At 43.0% G+C, this 21,269-nt stretch carries 23 protein-coding genes; 22 read left to right on the top strand and 1 reads right to left on the bottom strand.

From position 1 onward, the window contains the following. Positions 1–61 precede the first annotated feature (61 nt). Positions 62–1,312 carry a methionine adenosyltransferase gene (gene metK, locus ABIX36_RS09545; protein WP_348081936.1) on the bottom strand — a complete coding sequence of 417 codons (1,251 nt, stop codon included), beginning with the start codon at positions 1,310–1,312 and terminating at the stop codon, positions 62–64. 211 nt (positions 1,313–1,523) lie between these two features. On the opposite strand from metK, the gene ABIX36_RS09540 reads away from it, so the two are divergent. The 22 genes from ABIX36_RS09540 (at position 1,524) to ABIX36_RS09435 (ending at position 21,257) form a co-directional block, all read left to right on the top strand. Then, positions 1,524–2,414: a diacylglycerol kinase family protein gene (locus ABIX36_RS09540; RefSeq protein ID WP_348081935.1), complete on the top strand. Its 891-nt coding sequence runs from the start codon at positions 1,524–1,526 to the stop codon at positions 2,412–2,414. 6 nt (positions 2,415–2,420) lie between these two features. Continuing rightward, positions 2,421–2,756: a translation initiation factor gene (locus ABIX36_RS09535; RefSeq protein WP_348081934.1), complete on the top strand. Its 336-nt coding sequence runs from the start codon at positions 2,421–2,423 to the stop codon at positions 2,754–2,756. 613 nt (positions 2,757–3,369) lie between these two features. Continuing rightward, a complete protein-coding gene (locus ABIX36_RS09530) occupies positions 3,370–4,212 on the top strand; it encodes a MotA/TolQ/ExbB proton channel family protein (protein WP_348081933.1) in 843 nt (280 codons plus the stop codon). 88 nt (positions 4,213–4,300) lie between these two features. Then, on the top strand, positions 4,301–4,918 hold the full coding sequence (locus tag ABIX36_RS09525; RefSeq protein WP_348081932.1) for a biopolymer transporter ExbD: 618 nt from the start codon (positions 4,301–4,303) through the stop codon (positions 4,916–4,918). Between the two features lie 4 nt (positions 4,919–4,922). Beyond that, positions 4,923–5,456, top strand: a complete 534-nt coding sequence (locus tag ABIX36_RS09520; protein WP_348081931.1) for a biopolymer transporter ExbD — start codon at positions 4,923–4,925, stop codon at positions 5,454–5,456. A 23-nt stretch (positions 5,457–5,479) separates the two neighbouring features. Next, entirely contained in the window at positions 5,480–6,307 is an 828-nt protein-coding gene (locus ABIX36_RS09515; protein WP_348081930.1) for a TonB family protein, read from the top strand. A gap of 225 nt (positions 6,308–6,532) precedes the next feature. Continuing rightward, positions 6,533–7,456, top strand: coding sequence for a substrate-binding domain-containing protein (locus ABIX36_RS09510; RefSeq protein WP_348081929.1), 924 nt, complete (start codon positions 6,533–6,535; stop codon positions 7,454–7,456). A gap of 27 nt (positions 7,457–7,483) precedes the next feature. Continuing rightward, the gene (locus ABIX36_RS09505) at positions 7,484–9,166 is read left to right on the top strand and encodes a hypothetical protein (RefSeq protein ID WP_348081928.1); all 1,683 of its coding nucleotides are present in this window, start codon (positions 7,484–7,486) and stop codon (positions 9,164–9,166) included. 79 nt (positions 9,167–9,245) lie between these two features. Beyond that, positions 9,246–9,617: an NADH-quinone oxidoreductase subunit A gene (locus ABIX36_RS09500; RefSeq protein WP_128534158.1), complete on the top strand. Its 372-nt coding sequence runs from the start codon at positions 9,246–9,248 to the stop codon at positions 9,615–9,617. A gap of 117 nt (positions 9,618–9,734) precedes the next feature. Beyond that, positions 9,735–10,277, top strand: a complete 543-nt coding sequence (locus tag ABIX36_RS09495) for an NADH-quinone oxidoreductase subunit B (RefSeq protein ID WP_348081927.1) — start codon at positions 9,735–9,737, stop codon at positions 10,275–10,277. Then, entirely contained in the window at positions 10,277–10,780 is a 504-nt protein-coding gene (locus ABIX36_RS09490; protein WP_348081926.1) for an NADH-quinone oxidoreductase subunit C, read from the top strand. Before ABIX36_RS09495 ends, ABIX36_RS09490 begins: the two co-directional genes overlap by 1 nt. Continuing rightward, the gene (locus ABIX36_RS09485; protein ID WP_208394727.1) at positions 10,780–11,991 is read left to right on the top strand and encodes an NADH-quinone oxidoreductase subunit D; all 1,212 of its coding nucleotides are present in this window, start codon (positions 10,780–10,782) and stop codon (positions 11,989–11,991) included. Before ABIX36_RS09490 ends, ABIX36_RS09485 begins: the two co-directional genes overlap by 1 nt. After that, positions 11,984–12,508, top strand: coding sequence for an NAD(P)H-dependent oxidoreductase subunit E (locus ABIX36_RS09480; protein ID WP_348081925.1), 525 nt, complete (start codon positions 11,984–11,986; stop codon positions 12,506–12,508). The genes ABIX36_RS09485 and ABIX36_RS09480 overlap by 8 nt, the downstream gene beginning before the upstream one ends. Beyond that, positions 12,508–13,863 carry an NADH-quinone oxidoreductase subunit NuoF gene (gene nuoF / locus ABIX36_RS09475; protein ID WP_348081924.1) on the top strand — a complete coding sequence of 452 codons (1,356 nt, stop codon included), beginning with the start codon at positions 12,508–12,510 and terminating at the stop codon, positions 13,861–13,863. The genes ABIX36_RS09480 and nuoF overlap by 1 nt, the downstream gene beginning before the upstream one ends. 45 nt (positions 13,864–13,908) lie before the next feature. Beyond that, a complete protein-coding gene (locus ABIX36_RS09470) occupies positions 13,909–14,262 on the top strand; it encodes a four helix bundle protein (RefSeq protein ID WP_348081923.1) in 354 nt (117 codons plus the stop codon). Between the two features lie 55 nt (positions 14,263–14,317). Further along, a complete protein-coding gene (locus ABIX36_RS09465) occupies positions 14,318–15,316 on the top strand; it encodes a 2Fe-2S iron-sulfur cluster-binding protein (protein ID WP_348081922.1) in 999 nt (332 codons plus the stop codon). After that, positions 15,316–16,347: an NADH-quinone oxidoreductase subunit NuoH gene (nuoH, locus tag ABIX36_RS09460; protein ID WP_348081921.1), complete on the top strand. Its 1,032-nt coding sequence runs from the start codon at positions 15,316–15,318 to the stop codon at positions 16,345–16,347. The genes ABIX36_RS09465 and nuoH overlap by 1 nt, the downstream gene beginning before the upstream one ends. A gap of 5 nt (positions 16,348–16,352) precedes the next feature. Then, positions 16,353–16,850: an NADH-quinone oxidoreductase subunit I gene (locus ABIX36_RS09455; protein WP_348081920.1), complete on the top strand. Its 498-nt coding sequence runs from the start codon at positions 16,353–16,355 to the stop codon at positions 16,848–16,850. Between the two features lie 61 nt (positions 16,851–16,911). Then, positions 16,912–17,421, top strand: a complete 510-nt coding sequence (locus tag ABIX36_RS09450; protein ID WP_348081919.1) for an NADH-quinone oxidoreductase subunit J — start codon at positions 16,912–16,914, stop codon at positions 17,419–17,421. Continuing rightward, entirely contained in the window at positions 17,421–17,750 is a 330-nt protein-coding gene (gene nuoK / locus ABIX36_RS09445) for an NADH-quinone oxidoreductase subunit NuoK (RefSeq protein ID WP_191188411.1), read from the top strand. Before ABIX36_RS09450 ends, nuoK begins: the two co-directional genes overlap by 1 nt. A gap of 109 nt (positions 17,751–17,859) precedes the next feature. Further along, on the top strand, positions 17,860–19,764 hold the full coding sequence (gene nuoL / locus ABIX36_RS09440; RefSeq protein ID WP_348081918.1) for an NADH-quinone oxidoreductase subunit L: 1,905 nt from the start codon (positions 17,860–17,862) through the stop codon (positions 19,762–19,764). A gap of 26 nt (positions 19,765–19,790) precedes the next feature. Then, a complete protein-coding gene (locus tag ABIX36_RS09435; RefSeq protein WP_348081917.1) occupies positions 19,791–21,257 on the top strand; it encodes an NADH-quinone oxidoreductase subunit M in 1,467 nt (488 codons plus the stop codon). The last annotated feature ends 12 nt before the right edge of the window (positions 21,258–21,269 follow it).

The raw sequence follows: 21,269 nt of genomic DNA, 5'->3' as shown, positions 1-21,269 counted from the left end.
GGTACAAAAAAAGCGGCCGAAGTATCAGCCGCTTTTCATTGATTTTAATTTATTAGGGGAATTATAATCCGAATTCAGCTTTTACTTTGTCTACATAGTCTAATTTTTCCCAGGTAAACAGTTCCACTTCGCGCTCCAGCTTGCTGCCATCGTGCGCATTGAAGGTTTTGGTGACCGTGATGCTCGGTTTACCAAAGTGACCGTAGGCTGCAGTTTCGCTATAAATAGGGTTACGCAGTTTAAAGCGGGTTTCTATAGCGTAAGGCGTCATGTTAAAAATGGCTTCTACCTTTTTAGCTATCTCGCCATCGTTTAAACCAACTTTTGCGGTACCGTAAGTGTTTACGTAAATACCCATTGGCTGTGCAACACCTATCGCGTAAGATACCTGTACCAATACCTCGGTACAAACACCGGCAGCAACCAGGTTTTTAGCAATGTGGCGGGTAGCATACGCAGCAGAACGGTCAACCTTTGATGGGTCTTTACCGCTGAATGCACCACCACCGTGTGCGCCTTTACCACCATAAGTATCTACAATGATCTTGCGGCCTGTTAAGCCTGTATCACCATGCGGGCCACCGATAACAAATTTACCGGTTGGGTTAATGTGATACTTGATCTCGTTGTTAAAGAAGTGGGCGTATTTAGGGTATTTTGCTTTTACGCGTGGGATAAGGATGCTGATGATATCATCGCTGATCTTTTTCAGCATCGCTGTTTCTTCGTCAAAATCATCGTGCTGGGTAGATATTACAATCGCATCAATACGTTGTGGAGTATTGTCGTCATCGTACTCCAAGGTAACCTGCGATTTTGCATCCGGGCGCAGGTATTTGATCTCGCTGTTTTCGCGGCGGATTGCGGCAAGCTCTATTAATAAAGCGTGTGCAATATCCAAAGCTAATGGCATATAGTTATCAGTTTCGGCAGTAGCGTAACCAAACATCATACCCTGGTCGCCTGCGCCTTGCTCTTCCGGCGCTTTACGCTCAACGCCCTGGTTAATATCAGGCGATTGCTCGTGGATAGCCGAAAGTACACCGCAAGAACTGCCATCAAACATATATTCGCCTTTAGTGTAACCAATTTTGTTGATCACCTCGCGGGCAATTTTTTGTACATCAAGATAGGCTTTTGATTTAACCTCGCCGGCTAAAATTACCTGTCCGGTTGTTACCAAAGTTTCGCAGGCAACCTTCGAATCCGGGTCAAAAGCTAAAAAGTTATCAATTAACGCGTCGGATATCTGATCGGCAACTTTGTCTGGGTGCCCTTCTGATACGGATTCTGATGTAAATAAATATGGCATATTTTTTTTGAAATAAACGTTAAAACCGAAAGTATGGATTTATTTGAAACTTGTAAAAAGAGAAGCAGGAATTAGCACTTTTTTACGTGGTTGCAATAAGTATCGGGCAGGCCGGTACGATCAAATCAGTCCACTTTCGCGTGGCAAAAATAAAACAATTTTTCACAAAGCCGAAAATACATTTACTTTTGCCGCTTGTAAACCTATATAGTTGAAAAGGAAAGCTTTATTTATAATAAACCCGGTGTCGGGAGGGAAGAAGAAAGATGGTGTGCCGGAGCTTATAAAGAAGTACCTCGATCACTCTTTATTTGATTACGAAACTGTTTTTAGCACTGGGGTAAAACATGCACGCGATGTTGCCCGCGAACAGGCCGTTAACTATGATATCATTGTGGCTGTTGGCGGTGATGGTACGGTTAACGAGGTAGCTTCGGCTATTGCCGGGACAGATACTATATTAGGTGTAATACCGTATGGTTCGGGTAATGGGTTATCGCGGTTTTTAAGTGTGCCGATGGATGCCGAAGGTGCTATTAAAGGGATCAACGCCGGCCGGGTTGTTACTATTGATGCCGGTAAAATGAACGGCAAATGGTTTTTTAACATGGCCGGGATGGGCTTTGATGCGCACATTAGCCATGTATTTGCACAAGGCAGTAAAAAGCGGGGGTTTATAAGCTATTTAAAATCATCATTGCAGGAAGTTGCCAATTACAAAGCGCAAACCTATCAGTTAAATATAGATGGTGTGCAATACGAACGCGAAGCCTTTATGCTGAGCATGGCCAACTCATCGCAGTATGGTAATAACGCCCACGTATCGCCCACGGCATCTGTACAGGATGGTTTGCTGGATGTTTGTGTTATAAAACCATTCCCTTTATACCGTTTCCCGGAGATGGGCATACGGATGTTCACCAAAACTGCCGATAGCTCGAAGTTTGTTGAGATAATAAAAGGTAAGCACATTACTATTACACGCAGCCAGCCGGGCCCTATCCATTTAGATGGCGAACCCAGGGATGCCGACCTCGAGTTGGTTGTTGATGTGATACCGGGTGCTTTAAAAATTATTGTTGGCGATAACTATAAAGACTGATCATTGATGGCAAAGAAAAACTTTACAGGGATTATGTACTCCACCGACCCTGATTTTAAATACCAGGAAGAGGGGAGCGATATGCAGGAAACACTGCCTCCGCAACAACAAAACCTCAAGATTTTTCTCGACCGGATAAAGGGCAATAAGTTAATTACCCGTATAACCGGTTTTATAGGTACCGATGCCGACCTGGAAGCAATAGGCAAAAAGCTAAAAACCAAATGCGGCGTGGGGGGCTCTGTTAAAGATGCTGAAGTATTGATACAGGGCGATTTTAGGGATAAGGTGCTCACCTTGTTACAAACCGACGGCTATAAAGCCAAAAAAGCCGGGGGATAGTTGATTCCTCTTCTACACCTTTTATATATGATATTAAAGCCTCCGACTACTGTGGGGCTTGCCTGAACGACCATTCCCTTCTTTATCTTCAAAAAACGGAGCTTGTTTCAACTTGTACCAACTTGTACATCTTGCGGGTTGGTGTTAATGCGGCAATGCATTTTATTTGTTAATAGCAATACATTGAAAATGAATGTGATTTAGATGCAAACAACCCGGCTATCTTAATTGTTAATGTAAGCCGTACACTAATTAACATCAATTCAATGTGTTAAGTGGACACATTTGGTGAACGGCGAATAGCGGTAATTGTACTTTAGACACTAATATATCAGCTTAGTTACATACTTTTTATCGGTCAACGCTTGCTATTATTAAAAAAAATGGGTTTTATTGTAAAATATTATTTGGCAAAAACACAATTTTTGCGCTTAATAACGTTATGTATTACCATTTTACAAAACCGCTAAGCGGGCTATATTAAATTATTATAAAGAATTACATAAAAAGTTTTTTTAATTCATTTAAATTCTATTTTTGTTATTCGCTTAATACGCACACATTTTTATTAACTTATATTATAAACAAAACGAAAACTAAAAATTAAAAAGTAATGGCAAACGCACCAACAAAACCAACTACCCCTGTTAAGAATGAAAGCTCAAGTGCATCGGGCGCATTTGCAACTTTGACCATCCCGATTTGTATAGCGGTCGCTGTGTTAATATACATGTTTATTTTAGGTGATGGCAGCCACTACAAAGGCGGCGATCCTGAAAATGATGTTAACCCTGGCGATTACTTCGGTATCATCCACAAAGGTGGTGTTATCGTACCTATCATCATGTCGTATTTATTAATGGTTATTGTTTTCTCTATCGAGAGGGCTATCGTTATTGGTAAAGCATCTGGTACAGGTAACGTAGATGTTTTCGTTAAAAAGATCCAATCTTTCCTTAACGCCGGTAACATCGATGCTGCAAGTGCAGAGTGCGACAAACAAAAAGGTTCGGTAGCAAACGTTATCAAATCTGGTTTGAAAAAATACCGCGAAATGGAAGCAGAACCAAACCTTGATGTTGATCAAAAAACTTTAGCTATCCAAAAGGACATCGAAGAAGCAACAGCTTTAGAAATGCCTATGTTAGAGCAAAACCTTACTATCATCGCTACTTTGGTATCAATCGGTACATTAACCGGTCTGTTAGGTACGGTAATCGGTATGATCAAGGCCTTCGGTGCGTTAGCAGCTTCTGGTGCTCCAAACCAATCAGCGCTTTCTAACTCAATCTCTGAGGCTCTTATCAATACTGCATTAGGTATCGGTACTTCAGCTATTTCAATTGTTATGTACAACTTGTTTACATCTAAAATAGATAAGCTTACTTACGCTATCGATGAAACTGGTTTCAGCATTGTTCAAACATTCGCTGCATCACACAAAAATAGCAAGTAATAAAATATTAGTGCTTGTTTCCACGTTATAACAAAATATAATTTGGAATTAATTTGAATTTGTAACACTTAATATTTAATTTTACAAAATGCCAAGAGTAAAAGTCCAAAGAAAAAGCACCTCGATAGATATGACCGCCATGTGCGACGTAGCTTTCCTGCTGCTTACCTTCTTTATATTAACCGCTAAGCCAAAAACAGAGGATCCCGTTCCTGTTGATATACCGGCCTCTACAACAGTGCAGCCTATACCCGATGATAACATGTTAATGTTAACTGTGGGCCAGGGTAAAGTATTCTTCTCTGTAGATGGTAACGATATCCGCAAGCAAACGCTGATCCAGATGGGCGATAAGTACGGTGTAAAATTCACTCCAACGCAGCAGGAAAAATTCTCAGGGTTGCCAATATTTGGCGTGCCATTAAAACAACTGGGAGGTTATCTTGACCTGGATGCGGAAGGCAGAAAGGCTTTTCAGCAAACCGGTATCCCGCACGATACAACAGCCAATAACGAATTGTCTGACTGGATTCGTGAAGCCCGCCGCGTAGATGTAAGCTTACACAACCGTGCCCTGCGTATTTCTATCAAAGGAGATAACAAAGAAGAGTATCCAACTATCAAGAAACTGATAGGCGTTCTTCAAAAACAGAAAATAAACAAGTTCGCGCTGATCACTACGATCAAATCGGACCCCAAAAAGTAAAAAGATGGCAGAATTAGATACCTCCGGCGGGGGTAAACATAAAGGCGGCAAGGTTCGCAGTAAAAAAGCCTCTACACGCGTGGATCTAACCGCGATGGTGGATTTGGCCTTCTTGCTTATCACCTTCTTTATGCTTACCACTACGCTGTCAAAACCTAAGGCAATGGACTTAGTTATGCCCGATAAGGACGAAAAAACTAAGGATCAGTTACCTGTAGCGGCGTCCCGTTCCATGACACTGTTATTAGGCGCTAACAACAAAGTGGAATGGTTTATTGGCGAGCCCGGTAAATCACAGCCAACTACTGATAATTACGGTAGAAACGGCTTGCGTAAAACCCTTATCGAAAAAGGCAGAGAAATTCAACAATCAACCGGTAAATACATGGTTGTGTTAATCAAACCAAGCGATAAATCAAACTACAAGAACGTAGTTGATGTGATTGATGAGATGAACATAACCGGTGTACAATCTTATGCAATTGTTGATATCATGCCTGCAGAGCTTGAGCTGCTGAAAAGGGATGGCAATTATTAAATGTAAATTAACGTTATAAGATAATGTTTGGATCAAAATTAGACATACTAAACCAGCAATGGATAGATGTTGTTTTTACGGGCCGTAACAAAGCTTATGGAGCATACGAACTAAGAAAGGAAAATCCTCGTCATACCAACAAGGCCCTTATTATTGGCGTAGCTGTATTTGTTTTGGCTATATCCTTTAAAACAATCCTCAATAAGCTCGAGGGCTTTATTCCAAAAGCTGATGAAAAGGTGAAGATCACAGAAGTGGTGCTTCCACCTCCACCGGTTGATGAAACCAAAAAACCACCACCACCGCCACCGGAACCACCAAAACCGAAGGTTGACCAGGTGCGTTTCCCACCTCCGGTAGTAAAACCCGATAACGAGGTGCGTGAAAAAGAACCGCCAACCGTAAAGGAATTGGAAGTTGCCGATCCTGGTCAGAAAGATCAGAAAGGTGACCCTAATGCCGATATCAGGATCGACGAGCCCGTAGGTAACTCCGATGTAAAACAAGTGGTTGAGGAAAACCCTAACCAAATTTTTACAGCGGTAGAGCAACAACCAAGCTTTGGAAATGATGATAACGCGTTTAACAAATATTTAGGTAAAGCTATTCGTTACCCTGCTGTTGCAAGGGAAAATAACGTACAAGGTAGGGTAATCTTAACCTTCGTTGTGGAAAGAGACGGATCGTTAACAGATATTAAAGTGTTAAGAGGCATAGGCAGCGGTTGCGATGAAGAAGCAATACGTGCGCTAAAATCTTCTCCAAAATGGAAACCGGGTATTCAAAACGGCCGCCCTGTACGTGTACAGTTCAGCGTACCGGTACAGTTTGCCCTGGCTTCAGAAGAATAAGTTTAATGTTATTAGATGATAATGGAAAGCAAAAATCGCCCAAAAGGCGGTTTTTGCTTATTTTAGGAGTTACTGCATTTGCGGGATTTTGTGTGCTGGGCTTAATGATAATTTTTTGGGACAAGTTTCCCTTACAATTACCGGCAACCCAACGCAGAATATTTGGAGCGGTAATTTTAGTTTATGCTGTGTTACGTTTTTCGCGCTATTTAAAAAAGAGCCCCGATGATGAGGAATAAATTTGCATTGCCGCTACTGGGCTTAGCGCTAATTTTAATTTTTCAGGCCTGTAAAGAAAATAAAAAGGATAAAAAAGCAGTTATAACAGACGGCTTTACTTCCGGGACCTTGGTTTTTGCTGCCGATGAATCATTTTCACCGATAGTTGACGAAGAAGAATATGTTTTTAGGGCACTTTACCCCGACGCGAAACCGGCGATCAAGTATCTTCCCGAAAGTGAAGTGGTGAACCAGTTGCTAAATGATAAGGTACGGGTAGCCATTATATCCCGGGAACTTGACACCACGGAGACCGGTATTTTGAAGAGGCGCGCATTAGCACCCGATGTAAATAAATTTGCTGTAGACGCGGTTACAATTATTGTTAACCAGCTGTCTACCGATACATTAACATCGGTAAAAGAAATTATTGGCATGTTAAACGGGACTGTCAAAACTGATAAAAGTATTGTTTTTGATAACCCTAACTCAAGTTTGGTAAGGTATTTGAAGCAGTTATCAGGAAACAAGGATTTTACGCAGAAGAATATTTACGCGTTAAAATCAAATAAGGAAGTTATAAAGTACGTAAGCGAGCATCCTAATGCAATTGGCATCACAGGTTTTGCCTGGCTGAATGACCCGGATACAGATTACGCGGACGCGGTTGCAAAAGTGAAGATAGTAGGTGTTAAAGACGATGCTAACAAGAGCGCACCCGGAGAGTACTTTAAACCTTCACAGACAACGCTCGTCCAACATACGTATCCGCTTAGCAGATCGCTGTATATAGTTGATTGCACCGGCAGAAAAGGATTAGGAGCCGGATTTGCATCATTTTTAGCCAGCGAGCGCGGACAAAGAATAATACTAAAATCGGGCCTGCTGCCAGATTCTATCCCTTCGAGGGAAATAAACATAACACACTAAGAACTATATTTTAATTACGAAACTAAGATGAAAATGATCAGTAAAATAAGTAAACTAGTATTAGCACTGGTATGTGTTGGGTCATCTGTTTTTGCGCAAAGTTTGGAAGATGCCAGGAAAGCAATAGATGCAGAACAATACCAGAAAGCTAAATCGATGCTTAAGAATTTAACCGTTACACAGGGCACTAAAGATGAAAATTTCTTTTACCTGGGATGGGTTTATATTCTGCAGGACTATACAGATTCAGCAAAAACCGTATTTAATAAAGGTATTGCTGTAAACCCTAAGTCGGCGTTAAACTATGCAGGTTTGGGCGTTGCTGCATTTGCTGATAAAGACAGAGCAACCGCTACAACAAACTTTAACCAGGCAACTTCATTGGCCGGTAAAAACAGTAAACCATACGCTTACGTGGGCCGCGGCTATTTGGCTGCACCTGTGAATGATAGGGTTGCCCCTGCCGATGCCGAAGCTGCGATTGCTATCTTAAGTAAAGCAAAAGCGCTGAACCCGAAAGATGTTGATGTATTGTTAGCCTTGGGCGATGCTTACCGCACACAATCTAAAAACACCGAAGCTTTGAGTAACTACCAGGCTGCATTGTCTATAGATCCGAAATTGGCGGGTGCTAAAGTGGCAACCGGTGTGATCTGGAAATTTGCCAATAACTTTGAAATGTCTGAAACGGAGTTTAAAGCCGCTTTAGCTATCGACCCTAACTACGGTCCTGCTTACCGCGAATGGGCTGAAACAGATGTACGCTGGGCATTGTCTGACCCTAAAGTGGCATCAGTTAAAGTTAAAGAAGCTACGGATCAATACCGTAAATACTTAGCGTTGACAGATATGTCTGAAGAGTCGCAGTTGCGTTATGCCGACTTCCTGGTATACAGTGGTGATTGGAAAACATTGCAAACTGTTGCAACCGAGTTAGCAAAAACTTCTAAAAACTTAAAAGTTCAGCGTTACCTGATGTACTCATCAACAGAGAACAAAGATTACCCTGCAGCCATCGCTGCTGGTAACACCTGGATCACCAAAGCTGAGCCTAAGCGTATCATCGCACGTGACTACCTATATCTTGGCCGTGCGCAGATTGCTTCTGCACAGGATTCATTAGGTATTGGTTCATTGCAAAAAGCATATGCTTTAGATACCACCCAGGCAGATGTTTACTCAGAAATTGGTAAATCCCTGTTTGCTCAAAAGAAATATGAAAAAGCAGGTGACGCTTACCGTACCTACTTAAGCAAATCTCGTAAAGGGACGCTTAACGATTACCTGCGCGAAGGTATGAGCTATTATTTTGCATTCGATGCTAATAAGCCGGATACTACCCTGTTAACTAAGGCTGATTCTGCCTTCAGTTACATCTCGCAAAAAGCTACAACCCCGGTTGCCCCGGTAATTTTGTACCGCGCTTATGTTGCCGATTCTAAAGATGCCGACAGGAACAACATAAAAGGATTGGCTAAACCGTACTACGAGCAGTATATACAGGTAGTAGGCGCCAAACCGTCACTTACAGACTCTGAAAAGAAAACTCTGGCAGCGGCTTATGCTTACTTAGGTACTTACTACGAGTACAAAGAGAAAGACGATGCCAAGGCAGCCCAAAACTTTACCAAGGCAAGAGAAACTGATCCTACTAACAAGCAGGCAGTGTCATACTTCTCACGCAAAGGCGGTGCATCAAAAGGTAAATAACCCTTTCCCCCTTAATTAAAATACAAAGCCCCTTGAAAAAGGGGCTTTTTTATTATCTGCTCATTTGTATATTTGCAGCATGGAATTAAAAAGTTTACCGGTTGATTTTCTTCCAATCATATTCCAGATGCTGGTGGCGCTTGGCTTTGTGGTTACTACCATGTTTGTTACCCACAAAATTGGGCCAAAACGTGCAACTAAGGATAAGCTTACCCCATTTGAGTCGGGTATAGAGGTTGTTGGTAACGCGCGTACTCCAATGTCTATCAAATATTTCCTGGTGGCTATCCTTTTTGTGCTGTTTGATGTGGAAGTGATTTTTATGTACCCATGGGCGGTTAACTTCCGCGAACTGGGCAAAGATGGGCTGATAGAAATGTTCATCTTCATGGCCACGTTATTGGCAGGCTTTATCTATATCATTAAAAAAGGTGCGTTGAACTGGGATTAGTTTAGACTGATTCTAAATATATTGCCTCTTCTTTCTTAGTGTATTCGTTACAGCGTATTTTATTTAAATTTGCAAAATCAGCTTAGCTGATGGGTTTATTTTATTTGATAAAAATTCATGAGTGATATTCAAATAGTTGAGGCTCCAGCCGGTGTAGAAGGGGCGGGTTTTTTTGCCACATCTCTTGACAAGGCGATAGGTATGGCGCGTGCAAATTCGTTATGGCCTTTGCCGTTTGCTACATCATGCTGCGGCATCGAATTCATGGCTACAATGGCATCTACGTACGATCTGAGCAGGTTTGGGGCCGAGCGTTTAAGCTTTTCGCCACGCCAGGCTGATTTGCTGATGGTGATGGGCACAATATCTAAAAAAATGGGCCCGGTATTGCGCCAAGTTTACCTGCAAATGGCCGAACCGCGTTGGGTAATGGCTGTTGGCGCATGTGCATCAAGCGGTGGTATATTTGATACTTATTCTGTTTTACAGGGTATTGATGAAATTATCCCGGTGGATGTTTACGTACCAGGATGCCCGCCACGCCCCGAAGGCATTATTGATGGTTTTATGGCTATCCAAAAGCTGGTTAGAACAGAAAGCCTGCGCCGCCGTGAAGAACCGAAATACCAGGAATTGTTAGCTAAATACGGAATACAGTAATGGGTAAGATAGCTAATGAAGTGCTGATACAAAAACTGGCGGATAAATTCCCGGGTCAGATCACCGAATTGAACCAGGATTACGGTTTGCTTTCGGTAGAAACCAGCAGAGATAAAATAACCGACGTACTTTCTTATTTAAAAACTGATTCGGAATTGAAGTTTACCTTCCTTACCGATATTACCGCCGTTCACTACCCGGAACAGGAGAAACAAATTGGCGTTATTTACCACCTGCACAGCTTAACTACAAATACACGTATACGCATTAAGGTTTTCCTTTCTGCCGATGATGTGCATATCCCTACAGCAACTACGCTTTGGGATGGCGCCAATTGGATGGAGAGAGAAACATATGATTTTTATGGGGTAATATTTGACGGGCACCCTGACTTAAGGAGGATATTGAATGTTGATGACATGACCGTATTCCCGATGAGGAAGGAATTTCCGCTGGAGGACCCAAACCGTATTGATAAAAAAGATTACTTTTTCGGAAGATAATGCATAACCATCCCGTATATACCGATAACGATCCGCAAACGGAGTATTCCACGCTAAACCTTGGGCCAACACACCCTGCCACTCACGGCGTTTTCCAAAACGTGCTGCAGATGGATGGCGAGCGTATTGTTAGCGGCGTATCAACCATAGGTTACATCCACCGCGCATTCGAAAAAATTGCCGAACACAGGCCATATTACCAGATAACACCACTTACAGACAGGTTGAACTATTGTTCCTCACCCATCAACAACATGGGCTGGCACATGACGGTTGAAAAGCTGTTAGGCATCACCATGCCAAAACGTGTGGATTATATGCGGGTTATTATTATGGAACTGGCCCGCATTACCGATCATATTGTTTGTAACTCCATCTTAGGTGTAGATACCGGCGCATTAACAGGTTTTACCTACATGATGCAATACCGCGAGGCGGTGTACGAGATCTATGAAGAGATCTGTGGCTCTCGTTTAACAACTAACATTGGCCGGATAGGCGGGTTCGAACGTAATTTTAATAAGATCGCTTTCGATAAGATCCGTAACTTCTTAAAAATATTCCATGTAGGGTTAAAAGAGTTTGAAAGCCTTTTTAACCGTAACCGCATATTTGTAGATCGTACCCGTGGTGTAGCAGAGGTTACTGCCGAAGCTGCATTAAGCTATAGCTGGACAGGCCCAATACTACGCGCTACCGGTGTAGATTATGATGTAAGGGCCATGGAGCCATATTCATCCTACGAGGATTTTGATTTTGAGATCCCTGTTGGCGATAACGGTGACGTTTACGCGCGCTTTTTGGTACGTAACGAAGAAATGTGGCAGAGCATGCGCATTATTGAGCAGGCGCTTACCAAATTAGAAAAAGAACCATCAGATATATTCCACGCGGATGTGCCGGCGTTTTACCTGCCTCCCAAGGAAGAAGTTTATAATAACATGGAAGCTTTGATCTATCACTTTAAAATAGTGATGGGCGAAGTAGAAACCCCAACTGCCGAAGTTTACCATGCGGTTGAAGGTGCAAACGGCGAACTTGGGTTTTATTTAATTAACGATGGAGGCCGCTCGCCATACCGCTTGCATTTCCGCAGGCCAAGCTTTATCAATTACCAGATGTACGCGCCAATGAGCCAGGGCATGTTGTTGTCTGATGCGATTATTAACATGAGTAGTTTAAACGTAATAGCAGGAGAGTTAGATGCTTAGCGTACAGGATACCAATACTCCGGTAACATTTTCACCGGAACTGATCAGCAAATTCGCTGATGTGGTTAGCCGTTACCCGTTGGGTAAACAAAAATCGGCATTGCTGCCTATACTGCATTTGGTGCAGGCAGAATATGGCTGGGTAAGCGCGCCAGCAATGGATAGCGTTGCAGAGTATCTTTCTATCCAATCGATAGAGGTTTACGAAGTGGCATCATTTTATACCATGTACTTTTTAAAGCCGCAAGGCAAGTATATGCTGGAGGTTTGCCGCACTGGCCCTTGCGAAATTGTAGGCGCAACACCTATTATGGAACACATTGAGAAAACCCTCGGTGTAAAAGAAGGCGACGTTACCGAAGATGGCTTATTTAGCTGGAGAGGCGTTGAATGCTTAGCGGCATGTGGCTTCGGTCCGGTTTTACAAATAGGCCCCGAGTATACTTTTTACGAGAACCTAACTACCAATTCGGTTGATAAACTGATTGGGGACTTAAAAGCAAAGGCGAACAACTAATGGGACGCAAACTTTTACTCGAACATATAAACGTACCCGGCATCAATACCTTTGATGTCTACCGCTCAAAAGGGGGGTACGCAGCTGTGGAAAAAGCCCTGAAAACACTTACTCCAGAAGAAGTGGTGGAAGAGGTTAAAAAATCGGGCTTACGTGGCCGTGGTGGTGCTGGTTTCCCTACCGGCATGAAGTGGAGCTTTTTGGCTAAACCAGAAGGTGTGGAACGCTACCTGGTATGCAACGCCGATGAATCTGAACCCGGTACTTTTAAAGACCGCTTTTTGATGACCTATATCCCTCATTTATTGATTGAGGGGATGATAGTAGCCAGCTTTGCGTTGGGTGCAAAAACATCATACATCTACGTTCGCGGCGAAATGATGCCTCAGATCCGTATCCTGGAAAAAGCCATTGCCGAAGCAAAAGCAAAAGGCTTTTTAGGTAAAAATATTTTAGGTACCGATTATAGTCTGGAACTTTACGTGCAGCCAGGCGGCGGCGCTTACATCTGCGGTGAAGAAACCGCTTTGTTAGAATCGCTGGAAGGTAAACGTGGTAACCCAAGGATAAAGCCACCATTCCCGGCTATCGCTGGTTTGTATGGCTGCCCTACCGTGGTAAACAATGTTGAATCTATAGCGGCTGTTGTGCCTATCATTAATGATGGTGGCGACGAATATGCTAAGATAGGCATTGGCCGCAGTACCGGTACAAAACTGATCTCTGCAGGTGGTAACCTAAAAAACCCTGGCGTTTACGAAATTGACCTGGGCTTACCTGCCGAAGAGTTTTTATACAGCGACGAATATTGCGGAGGCATCGCCAATGGCAAACGTTTAAAAGCGGTTGTTGCAGGTGGTTCATCTGTACCAATCTTACCAGCTAACCTATTCCTGAAAACCATTAACAACGAAGCGCGCCTGATGAGCTATGAATCATTGGCTGATGGCGGATTTGCAACGGGTACTATGATGGGTTCGGGTGGCTTTATAGCTTACGATGAAGGCCAATGTATTGTTCGCAATACCTGGAACTTTGCACGCTTCTATCACCACGAAAGCTGTGGACAATGTTCGCCATGCCGCGAAGGTACCGGTTGGATGGAGAAAGTTTTACACCGCCTGGAATATGGCCACGGTAAAATGAGCGACATGGACCTGCTGGTTGATGTCGCTAAAAAGATAGAAGGAAATACAATTTGTCCGCTGGGTGATGCCGCGGCCTGGCCGGTTGCCAGCGCCATACGCCACTTTAGAGACGAATTTGAATGGCACGTAACAAACGCCTACGAAGCGACAACACGTAATTACGGGATAGCGCATTATGCCGATCCGTTGAATGCTGTTATTGCATAATAAGTCAAAATTTAAAAGTAAAAATTAAAAAAAGCAGAAAAGCACGTGGCCGAGAAACCGTTTAACATCAAGCATAGGTGTTACCAATTCTCAAAGGAACTTGTATTGTTTATTGCCGGTGTAAAGTATGATAGAATTTTCTTTTCACTTTTTGATCAGTTGATAAGAAGTGGCACCTCGATACGCGCTAACGTAGTTGAGGCCAAGGCGGGTAGTTCGACTAAAGATTTTAAGAACTATTATAAGATAGCTTTAAAGTCTGCAAATGAAACTAAATACTGGGTATGTCTGATTAGAGATACGGTTTTAGTAGAAGATAAAGAAAAGTTAAACAAGTTGTTGAATGAGGCAGATGAGATATCCAAGATCATCGCATCAATAATCATCAACTTGGAATAGATAAGTATTTGAAAAGCATAGTTTTTACTTTTGACTTTTTAATTTTAAATTGTAAATGAAGGTAACAATTGATAGTATAACAATTGAAGTAGAGCCGGGAACTACCATTCTGAACGCCGCAAGGATGATAGGTGGTGATATAGTTCCGCCTGCTATGTGCTATTACTCTAAGCTGGAAGGCAGCGGCGGTAAATGCCGTACCTGTTTGGTGCAGGTGAGTAAGGGCTCTGAAAAAGACCCGCGCCCTATGCCAAAGTTGGTAGCAAGCTGCCGTACCACCGTTATGGATGGTATGGAGGTAAAGAACATTTCTTCCCCGGAAGTTATTGAAGCGCGTAAAGGTGTGGTAGAGATGCTATTGATAAACCACCCGCTTGATTGCCCTGTTTGCGACCAGGCCGGCGAATGCCACCTGCAGGACCTGGGTTATGAACACGGTGCTGCCAAAACCCGCTACGAGTTTGACCGCCGTACATTTGAGAAAATTGACATAGGCGATAAAATACAACTACACATGACGCGCTGCATCCTTTGCTACCGCTGTGTATTTGTTGCCGACCAGATAACCGATCACCGTATCCACGGGATATTAAATCGCGGCGACCACTCAGAAATTTCTACTTACATCACCAAAGCCGTTGATAACGACTTTAGCGGTAATGTTATTGATGTTTGCCCGGTAGGCGCGTTAACTGATAAAACCTTCCGCTTTAAAAACCGAGTATGGTTCACCAAACCGGTAGAAGCGCATCGCGAATGCGAAAACCCTAAATGCTGTGGCAAAGTAACTCTTTGGTACAAAGGCGAAGACGTTTTACGGGTTACTGCACGTAAAGACGAGTATGGCGAAGCGGAGGAATTCATTTGTAACACCTGCCGTTTTGATAAAAAGAAAACCAGTGACTGGGTGATAGAAGGACCGCGTAAAGTATCGCACAAATCTGTTATCAGCTCAAACCACTACGATACGCTTAAACCATTACCGGTGGTAAAAACCAACCCGGTGTTGCAGCAAGCGAATAAAGAACAATTTGAAAGGGAGACACGCCTGTAATGGAATTAGCAGAAATAGGTATAAAATTCGCTCTTGTAGCTATCATCTTCGGCATTAGCCTGGTTGTGGCTATGTATTCTACTTATGCCGAACGTAAGATAGCGGCATTTTTTCAGGATAGGGTTGGCCCTAACCGTGCAGGTCCATTTGGTATTTTACAACCATTGGCCGATGGTGCAAAGATGTTTTTGAAAGAAGAGATCATCCCAACCAACGCAACACCGTTTTTATTCATCGTTGGCCCATCATTAGCTATCCTCACCGCCTGTATAGCCTCAGCTGTTATTCCATGGGGGCAAAATGTGGTTATTGCCGGTAAAACAATACCCTTGCAGGTTACTGATATCAACGTGGGGATCCTTTACATTTTCGGTGTGGTATCCTTAGGGGTATACGGCGTAATGATAGGTGGTTGGGCATCAAACAACAAATACTCGTTGTTAGGCGCTATCCGCGCGGCATCGCAAAATATCAGCTACGAAATTTCGATGGGGCTTTCTATCATCGCATTATTGCTGGTGACAGGTACGCTTAGCCTTGGCGAAATTGCCCAGCAACAACACGGATGGCACTGGAACGTAATTTACCAGCCGGTAGGATTTATCTTGTTCCTGATATGTGCTTTTGCCGAAACCAACCGTACACCATTTGATTTGCCGGAATGCGAAACAGAGTTAGTTGGCGGATACCATACGGAGTATTCGTCGATGAAATTAGGCTTTTACCTTTTCGCGGAGTATATCAACATGTTTATCTCTTCGGCAGTTATGGTTACCTTGTATTGGGGCAGCTACAATTACCCCGGGATGGATGTCGTAAACGAATTTTTGGGCGCAACCTGGGGGCCATTATTTGGCTTTGCGATTATGTTCTTCAAAACATTGCTCTTCATCTTCTTCTTCATGTGGGTACGCTGGACTATCCCGCGTTTCCGCTACGATCAGCTGATGGATCTGGGCTGGAAAGTGCTGATACCTTTGGCCATAGCCAATATTGTTATTACTGCTTGTGTTATTACTTTTTTAAAATAGTTTAAATGGAGTCGTTAAGTAATAAAAAGAAAGTTTTAGAAGTTAAGCCGCTCAATTTTTGGGAGAAAGCCTACCTGCCTGCAATTGCAAAAGGGTTGAGCATTACCATGGGGCACTTCTTCAAAAAACCGGTTACTATACAGTACCCTGAACAAAAACGCGAGTTTTCTGAAAACTACCGTGGCCTGCACTCGCTTAAGCGCGACGAGAACGGTAAAGAACGCTGCACCGCTTGCGGACTTTGCGCTTTATCCTGCCCTGCAGAAGCCATCACCATGACTGCTGCTGAGCGCCAGAAAGGCGAAGAACATTTGTATCGCGAAGAAAAATACGCCGCCGTTTACGAAATAAACATGCTGCGCTGCATTTTTTGCGGCCTTTGCGAAGAAGCCTGCCCTAAAGAAGCTATATACCTGGATGGTGATATCGTACAATCGGATTACCTGCGTAAGGATTTTATTTACGGTAAAGACAAATTAGTAGAAGCACCCTTAAATCAATAACAGAAGTTTTATACCTTTGCCCCATTATTACAAGGGCAAAAGTATTTTGTAAAATATAAACATGAGTACATTTTACTTCATCGCGTTTTTATCTATATTTTTCTCTATACTGGTTATTTCTGCAAAGAACCCGGTGCATAGCATCCTGTACCTTATCCTCACGTTTTTTACTTTTACCATCCACTATATTTTAATGAATGCCCAGTTTTTGGCCATCGTAAACTTTATTGTTTACATGGGCGCTATACTGGTGTTGTTTTTATATACGCTGATGCTGATCAACCTCAACAAAGAGAGCGAACCGGTTAAGCCATTTATGGTGAAACTTGCAGCGGTATTTGGCGCAGGTATATTAATGGTAGCATTAGTTTCTTCGTTAAAATCATTAGGTGCATCGCCGCCGGTGGTGCTTACCAACCCCAACCTTGGCCTGGTGAAAAACCTGGGTAAAGTTTTATTTAACGAGTTTTTATTGCCGTTTGAGGTGTCGTCGGTATTGCTGTTATCGGCAATGGTGGGCGCCGTTTTATTGGCAACCAAAGATCCTAAAGAACCAAAAGCAACCATCTGATGAACAGTGTAGCCAATACCATTCAAGCGGTGCCGCTTAACCATTACATATTATTAAGCGCTATCATATTTTCAATAGGAGTTATGGGTGTGCTTTTACGCCGTAATGCTATCGTAATATTTATGTCGGTTGAGCTAATGCTCAATTCGGTTAACCTATTGCTTACCGCGTTCTCGGTTTACCGTGGCGATGCGGCCGGGCAGGTTTTTGTATTTTTTATTATGGCACTCGCCGCTGCAGAAGTTGCGGTTGGGCTGGCCATTATAGTAATGATATACCGCAACACCAATTCGATAGATATTAACGTGTTGAACAGGTTGAAGTGGTAATAGCCCCCCAGCCCCCTGAAGGGGGAGTTGGACGAGCTGAATGATAAAAGAAAATAAAACCGCTGTTCCCCCTTCAGGGGGTTAGGGGGCTAAACGAACTATAGATAACATGAATCAATATATCTGGCTTATTCCCATATTACCTTTAGCCGGTTTTGTTATAAACGGACTGGGGCGTAATACGCTGTCGAAAAATGTAATTGGTGCTATCGGCAGCTTTCTGGTATTCATAGCGTTCGGGATAAGTGTTGCTACATTCTTCCAGATCAAATCAACAGCTACTCCAATAAACGTTACTTTGTTTGATTGGATAAGCGTTGGCGATATTAAAATACCTTTCGCCTTTTTAATAGATCAGTTAAGCTCTATTATGCTGTTGATCATCACCGGCGTAGGTTTCCTTATCCACCTGTACTCTATCGGCTATATGCATGATGATGCAGGCTTCGGTAAGTTTTTCGCTTATTTAAACTTGTTTGTTTTTTTTATGCTGCTGCTGGTAATGGGGAGCAACTACATTATTATGTTTATTGGCTGGGAAGGCGTGGGTTTATGCTCGTACCTGCTTATCGGTTTCTGGTATACCAATGCCAGCTATGCCGATGCTGCCAAGAAGGCATTTATTATGAACCGCATTGGTGACCTTGGCTTTCTGTTAGGCGTATTTTTACTGACAGCAGTATTCAAAAGTGTAGAATTTGCAGCCATTTTCCCAAAGGCTGCTACTATGATACGAGGCGATCTATTCTTCACAGTAGTTACCCTGTTGCTTTTTGTGGGTGCAATTGGTAAATCGGCGCAGTTGCCGTTGTTCACCTGGTTACCAGATGCAATGGCTGGCCCAACTCCGGTATCTGCACTGATACACGCTGCTACCATGGTTACTGCTGGGATCTACATGATAGCCCGCTCTAACATCTTATTTAGCATGGCACCGCAAACTATGGAGATCATCGCCATAATAGGTTTAACAACCGCCTGCTTCGCAGCGCTCATAGCTTTAACACAAACGGATATTAAGAAGGTACTGGCCTATTCAACCGTATCACAATTAGGGTATATGTTTTTAGGCTTGGGCGTTGGTGCTTATACCGGTTCATTCTTCCACGTATTAACGCACGCGTTCTTTAAAGCACTGTTATTCCTTGGCGCGGGTTCTGTTATTCACGCCATGAGTGGCGAACAGGATATGCGCAAAATGGGCGGCTTAAAAGGCAAGATCAAAATTACTTTTATCACCATGCTCATCGGTACCATTGCCATCGCAGGTATCCCCCCTTTCTCAGGCTTCTTTTCTAAAGACGAAATTTTAGCGGCTGCATTTGCACACAGCACCACCTTTTACGTGGTGGGTGTAATTACGGCCATGCTTACCTCTTTCTATATGTTCCGGATGATGTACCTTACTTTTTGGGGTAAATTCCGCGGAACGCACGAACAGGAATACCACTTGCACGAGTCGCCACCAAGCATGACCATTCCGCTTATTGTTTTGGCCATCTTATCTGCCATTGGCGGTATGATTGGTGTACCTGCCGTAATGGGCGGCCATCACGAATTAGGCGCTTTCCTTGCTCCAGTATTTGAAGGCTCTACAAAGATATTAGGCGAGCACGAATTGAGCCACAGCACCGAATGGTATTTAATGGCTATATCGGTTAGCGTTGCGTTGATAGCGATGGTTTATGCTTACGTTAAATATGTAAAAGGCGGAAGCCTGCCGGTATCTGATGAAGAAGAACGCCCGGCACTGGCCAACCTTTCGTACCACAAATTTTATATCGATGAGTTGTACGATACCATCATCCGCAAGCCGCTTGATGCGATATCGGTATTCTTCTACAAGGTAATTGAACAATTAGGGATAGATGGATTTGTGAACGGGCTTGGCAAAGGCACAATAGAAACAAGCAAGGGTTTACGCCTGCTGCAAACAGGTAACGTAGGTTTTTATATATTTATGATGGTAGTGGGTATTGTTGCCATCCTGATATACGGAATAACTAAAATATAGTACAATAGCGTTTTTCAACACATAAAATGACGGTTAGCATTTTAATTTTTTTACCGATAGTAGCAGCGCTTTTAACATTGCTGTTTAAAAACGAGATGGCTAAGCATGCAGCAATGTTTTTTGCTGTTGTGGAGTTGGCTATTGCCCTTTATTTTCTGAGCGGTTTTGTTCCGGATGCTTCACTGCAGTATAGCATTGATGCACCATGGATACCGCAATTTGGCGTTTATTTTAAAGCCGGAATAGATGGGATAAGTATGGTGATGGTATTGCTGACCACCGCCCTTGTTCCCCTTATCATCCTGACCACGTATGAGCACCAGTATAAAAACGCGAAAGCCTTTTACGCGCTCATATTGTTTATGCAGGCAGGGTTGCTCACCGTGTTCACCGCGTTTGATGGCTTTTTATTTTACGTGGGCTGGGAAGCGGCGCTGATCCCTATTTATTTTATTTGCGCGTTATGGGGCGGCGAGAACCGCATCCGTATCAACATCAAATTTTTTATCTACACGTTCACCGGGTCGTTGTTTATGCTGATAGGCATTATTTACCTGTATCTGCAAACGCCAAGTAAAGATTACGATCTGCAACATTTTTATAACCTGAGTTTAGATGCCAGCCATCAGTCTTGGGTGTTCATCGCGTTCTTTTTAGCCTTTGCTATCAAGATGCCGATATTTCCATTTCACACCTGGCAGCCGGATACCTATACCGAGGCACCCACTGGCGGTACCATGATGTTATCGGGTATCATGCTAAAGATGGGTATTTACGGCGTTATCCGCTGGCTTATCCCTAATGCACCGCTTGGTTTTTTAACCTGGGCTAACGTTGTTATCATCTTATCCATAATAGGTATTGTGTACGCATCTCTTATAGCATTTAAACAGATAGATGGGAAAAGGTTGGTAGCATACTCATCCATTGCACACGTTGGTTTAATTGCTGCCGGTATTTTTGCATGGAACATTTATGGCGTGCAAGGCGCCATGATACAAATGATAAGCCACGGTATAAACGTAGTTGGGATGTTTTTTATATGGGACATTATCAGCAGGCGTTTAGGAACCCGCGATATCGGCAAGCTGGGCGGTATAGCTAAGGTAGCGCCTCAGTTCTCCATAGCGTTCTTAATTATTGTTTTAGGTACCGTTGCCCTACCATTAACCAATGGTTTTGTTGGCGAGTTTTTGCTACTACGAGGTGTTTTTAACCGTGGAATTATTACAGCCGCTATTGCAGGTACTACCATCATACTTGGTGCCGTATATATGCTGCGTATGTACAAGAACGTAATGCAGGGCGAGTTAAACGAACTCACCGCTACTTTTACCGATATAAAAGGTTCAGAGAAATTAGCTTTGGGGATCATCTGCGCTTTAATAATAATAATTGGTGTTTACCCGCAGCCATTATTGCACCTGTCGGAAGCGGCGGTAACCAATTTGGTTGATACCGTAAGTCATAAATTTATCACAACGAAATTTTAAAGTACAGATATA

The organism is Mucilaginibacter sp. (assembly GCF_039925265.1).
Taxonomy (GTDB): domain Bacteria; phylum Bacteroidota; class Bacteroidia; order Sphingobacteriales; family Sphingobacteriaceae; genus Mucilaginibacter.
The sequence above is the reverse complement of the archived record's forward strand: the minus strand, read 5'-3'. Positions and strand labels throughout refer to the sequence as shown.

What these genes read in the sequence shown, in the direction of transcription:
- metK (WP_348081936.1), bottom strand. Translation starts at nt 1,312, where the DNA reads ATGCCATATTTATTTACATCAGAATCCGTATCAGAAGGGCACCCAGAC.
- ABIX36_RS09535 (WP_348081934.1), top strand. Translation starts at nt 2,421, where the DNA reads ATGGCAAAGAAAAACTTTACAGGGATTATGTACTCCACCGACCCTGAT.
- ABIX36_RS09530 (WP_348081933.1), top strand. Translation starts at nt 3,370, where the DNA reads ATGGCAAACGCACCAACAAAACCAACTACCCCTGTTAAGAATGAAAGC.
- ABIX36_RS09525 (WP_348081932.1), top strand. Translation starts at nt 4,301, where the DNA reads ATGCCAAGAGTAAAAGTCCAAAGAAAAAGCACCTCGATAGATATGACC.
- ABIX36_RS09520 (WP_348081931.1), top strand. Translation starts at nt 4,923, where the DNA reads ATGGCAGAATTAGATACCTCCGGCGGGGGTAAACATAAAGGCGGCAAG.
- ABIX36_RS09515 (WP_348081930.1), top strand. Translation starts at nt 5,480, where the DNA reads ATGTTTGGATCAAAATTAGACATACTAAACCAGCAATGGATAGATGTT.
- ABIX36_RS09510 (WP_348081929.1), top strand. Translation starts at nt 6,533, where the DNA reads ATGATGAGGAATAAATTTGCATTGCCGCTACTGGGCTTAGCGCTAATT.
- ABIX36_RS09505 (WP_348081928.1), top strand. Translation starts at nt 7,484, where the DNA reads ATGAAAATGATCAGTAAAATAAGTAAACTAGTATTAGCACTGGTATGT.
- ABIX36_RS09500 (WP_128534158.1), top strand. Translation starts at nt 9,246, where the DNA reads ATGGAATTAAAAAGTTTACCGGTTGATTTTCTTCCAATCATATTCCAG.
- ABIX36_RS09495 (WP_348081927.1), top strand. Translation starts at nt 9,735, where the DNA reads ATGAGTGATATTCAAATAGTTGAGGCTCCAGCCGGTGTAGAAGGGGCG.
- ABIX36_RS09490 (WP_348081926.1), top strand. Translation starts at nt 10,277, where the DNA reads ATGGGTAAGATAGCTAATGAAGTGCTGATACAAAAACTGGCGGATAAA.
- ABIX36_RS09485 (WP_208394727.1), top strand. Translation starts at nt 10,780, where the DNA reads ATGCATAACCATCCCGTATATACCGATAACGATCCGCAAACGGAGTAT.
- ABIX36_RS09480 (WP_348081925.1), top strand. Translation starts at nt 11,984, where the DNA reads ATGCTTAGCGTACAGGATACCAATACTCCGGTAACATTTTCACCGGAA.
- nuoF (WP_348081924.1), top strand. Translation starts at nt 12,508, where the DNA reads ATGGGACGCAAACTTTTACTCGAACATATAAACGTACCCGGCATCAAT.
- ABIX36_RS09465 (WP_348081922.1), top strand. Translation starts at nt 14,318, where the DNA reads ATGAAGGTAACAATTGATAGTATAACAATTGAAGTAGAGCCGGGAACT.
- nuoH (WP_348081921.1), top strand. Translation starts at nt 15,316, where the DNA reads ATGGAATTAGCAGAAATAGGTATAAAATTCGCTCTTGTAGCTATCATC.
- ABIX36_RS09455 (WP_348081920.1), top strand. Translation starts at nt 16,353, where the DNA reads ATGGAGTCGTTAAGTAATAAAAAGAAAGTTTTAGAAGTTAAGCCGCTC.
- ABIX36_RS09450 (WP_348081919.1), top strand. Translation starts at nt 16,912, where the DNA reads ATGAGTACATTTTACTTCATCGCGTTTTTATCTATATTTTTCTCTATA.
- nuoK (WP_191188411.1), top strand. Translation starts at nt 17,421, where the DNA reads ATGAACAGTGTAGCCAATACCATTCAAGCGGTGCCGCTTAACCATTAC.
- nuoL (WP_348081918.1), top strand. Translation starts at nt 17,860, where the DNA reads ATGAATCAATATATCTGGCTTATTCCCATATTACCTTTAGCCGGTTTT.
- ABIX36_RS09435 (WP_348081917.1), top strand. Translation starts at nt 19,791, where the DNA reads ATGACGGTTAGCATTTTAATTTTTTTACCGATAGTAGCAGCGCTTTTA.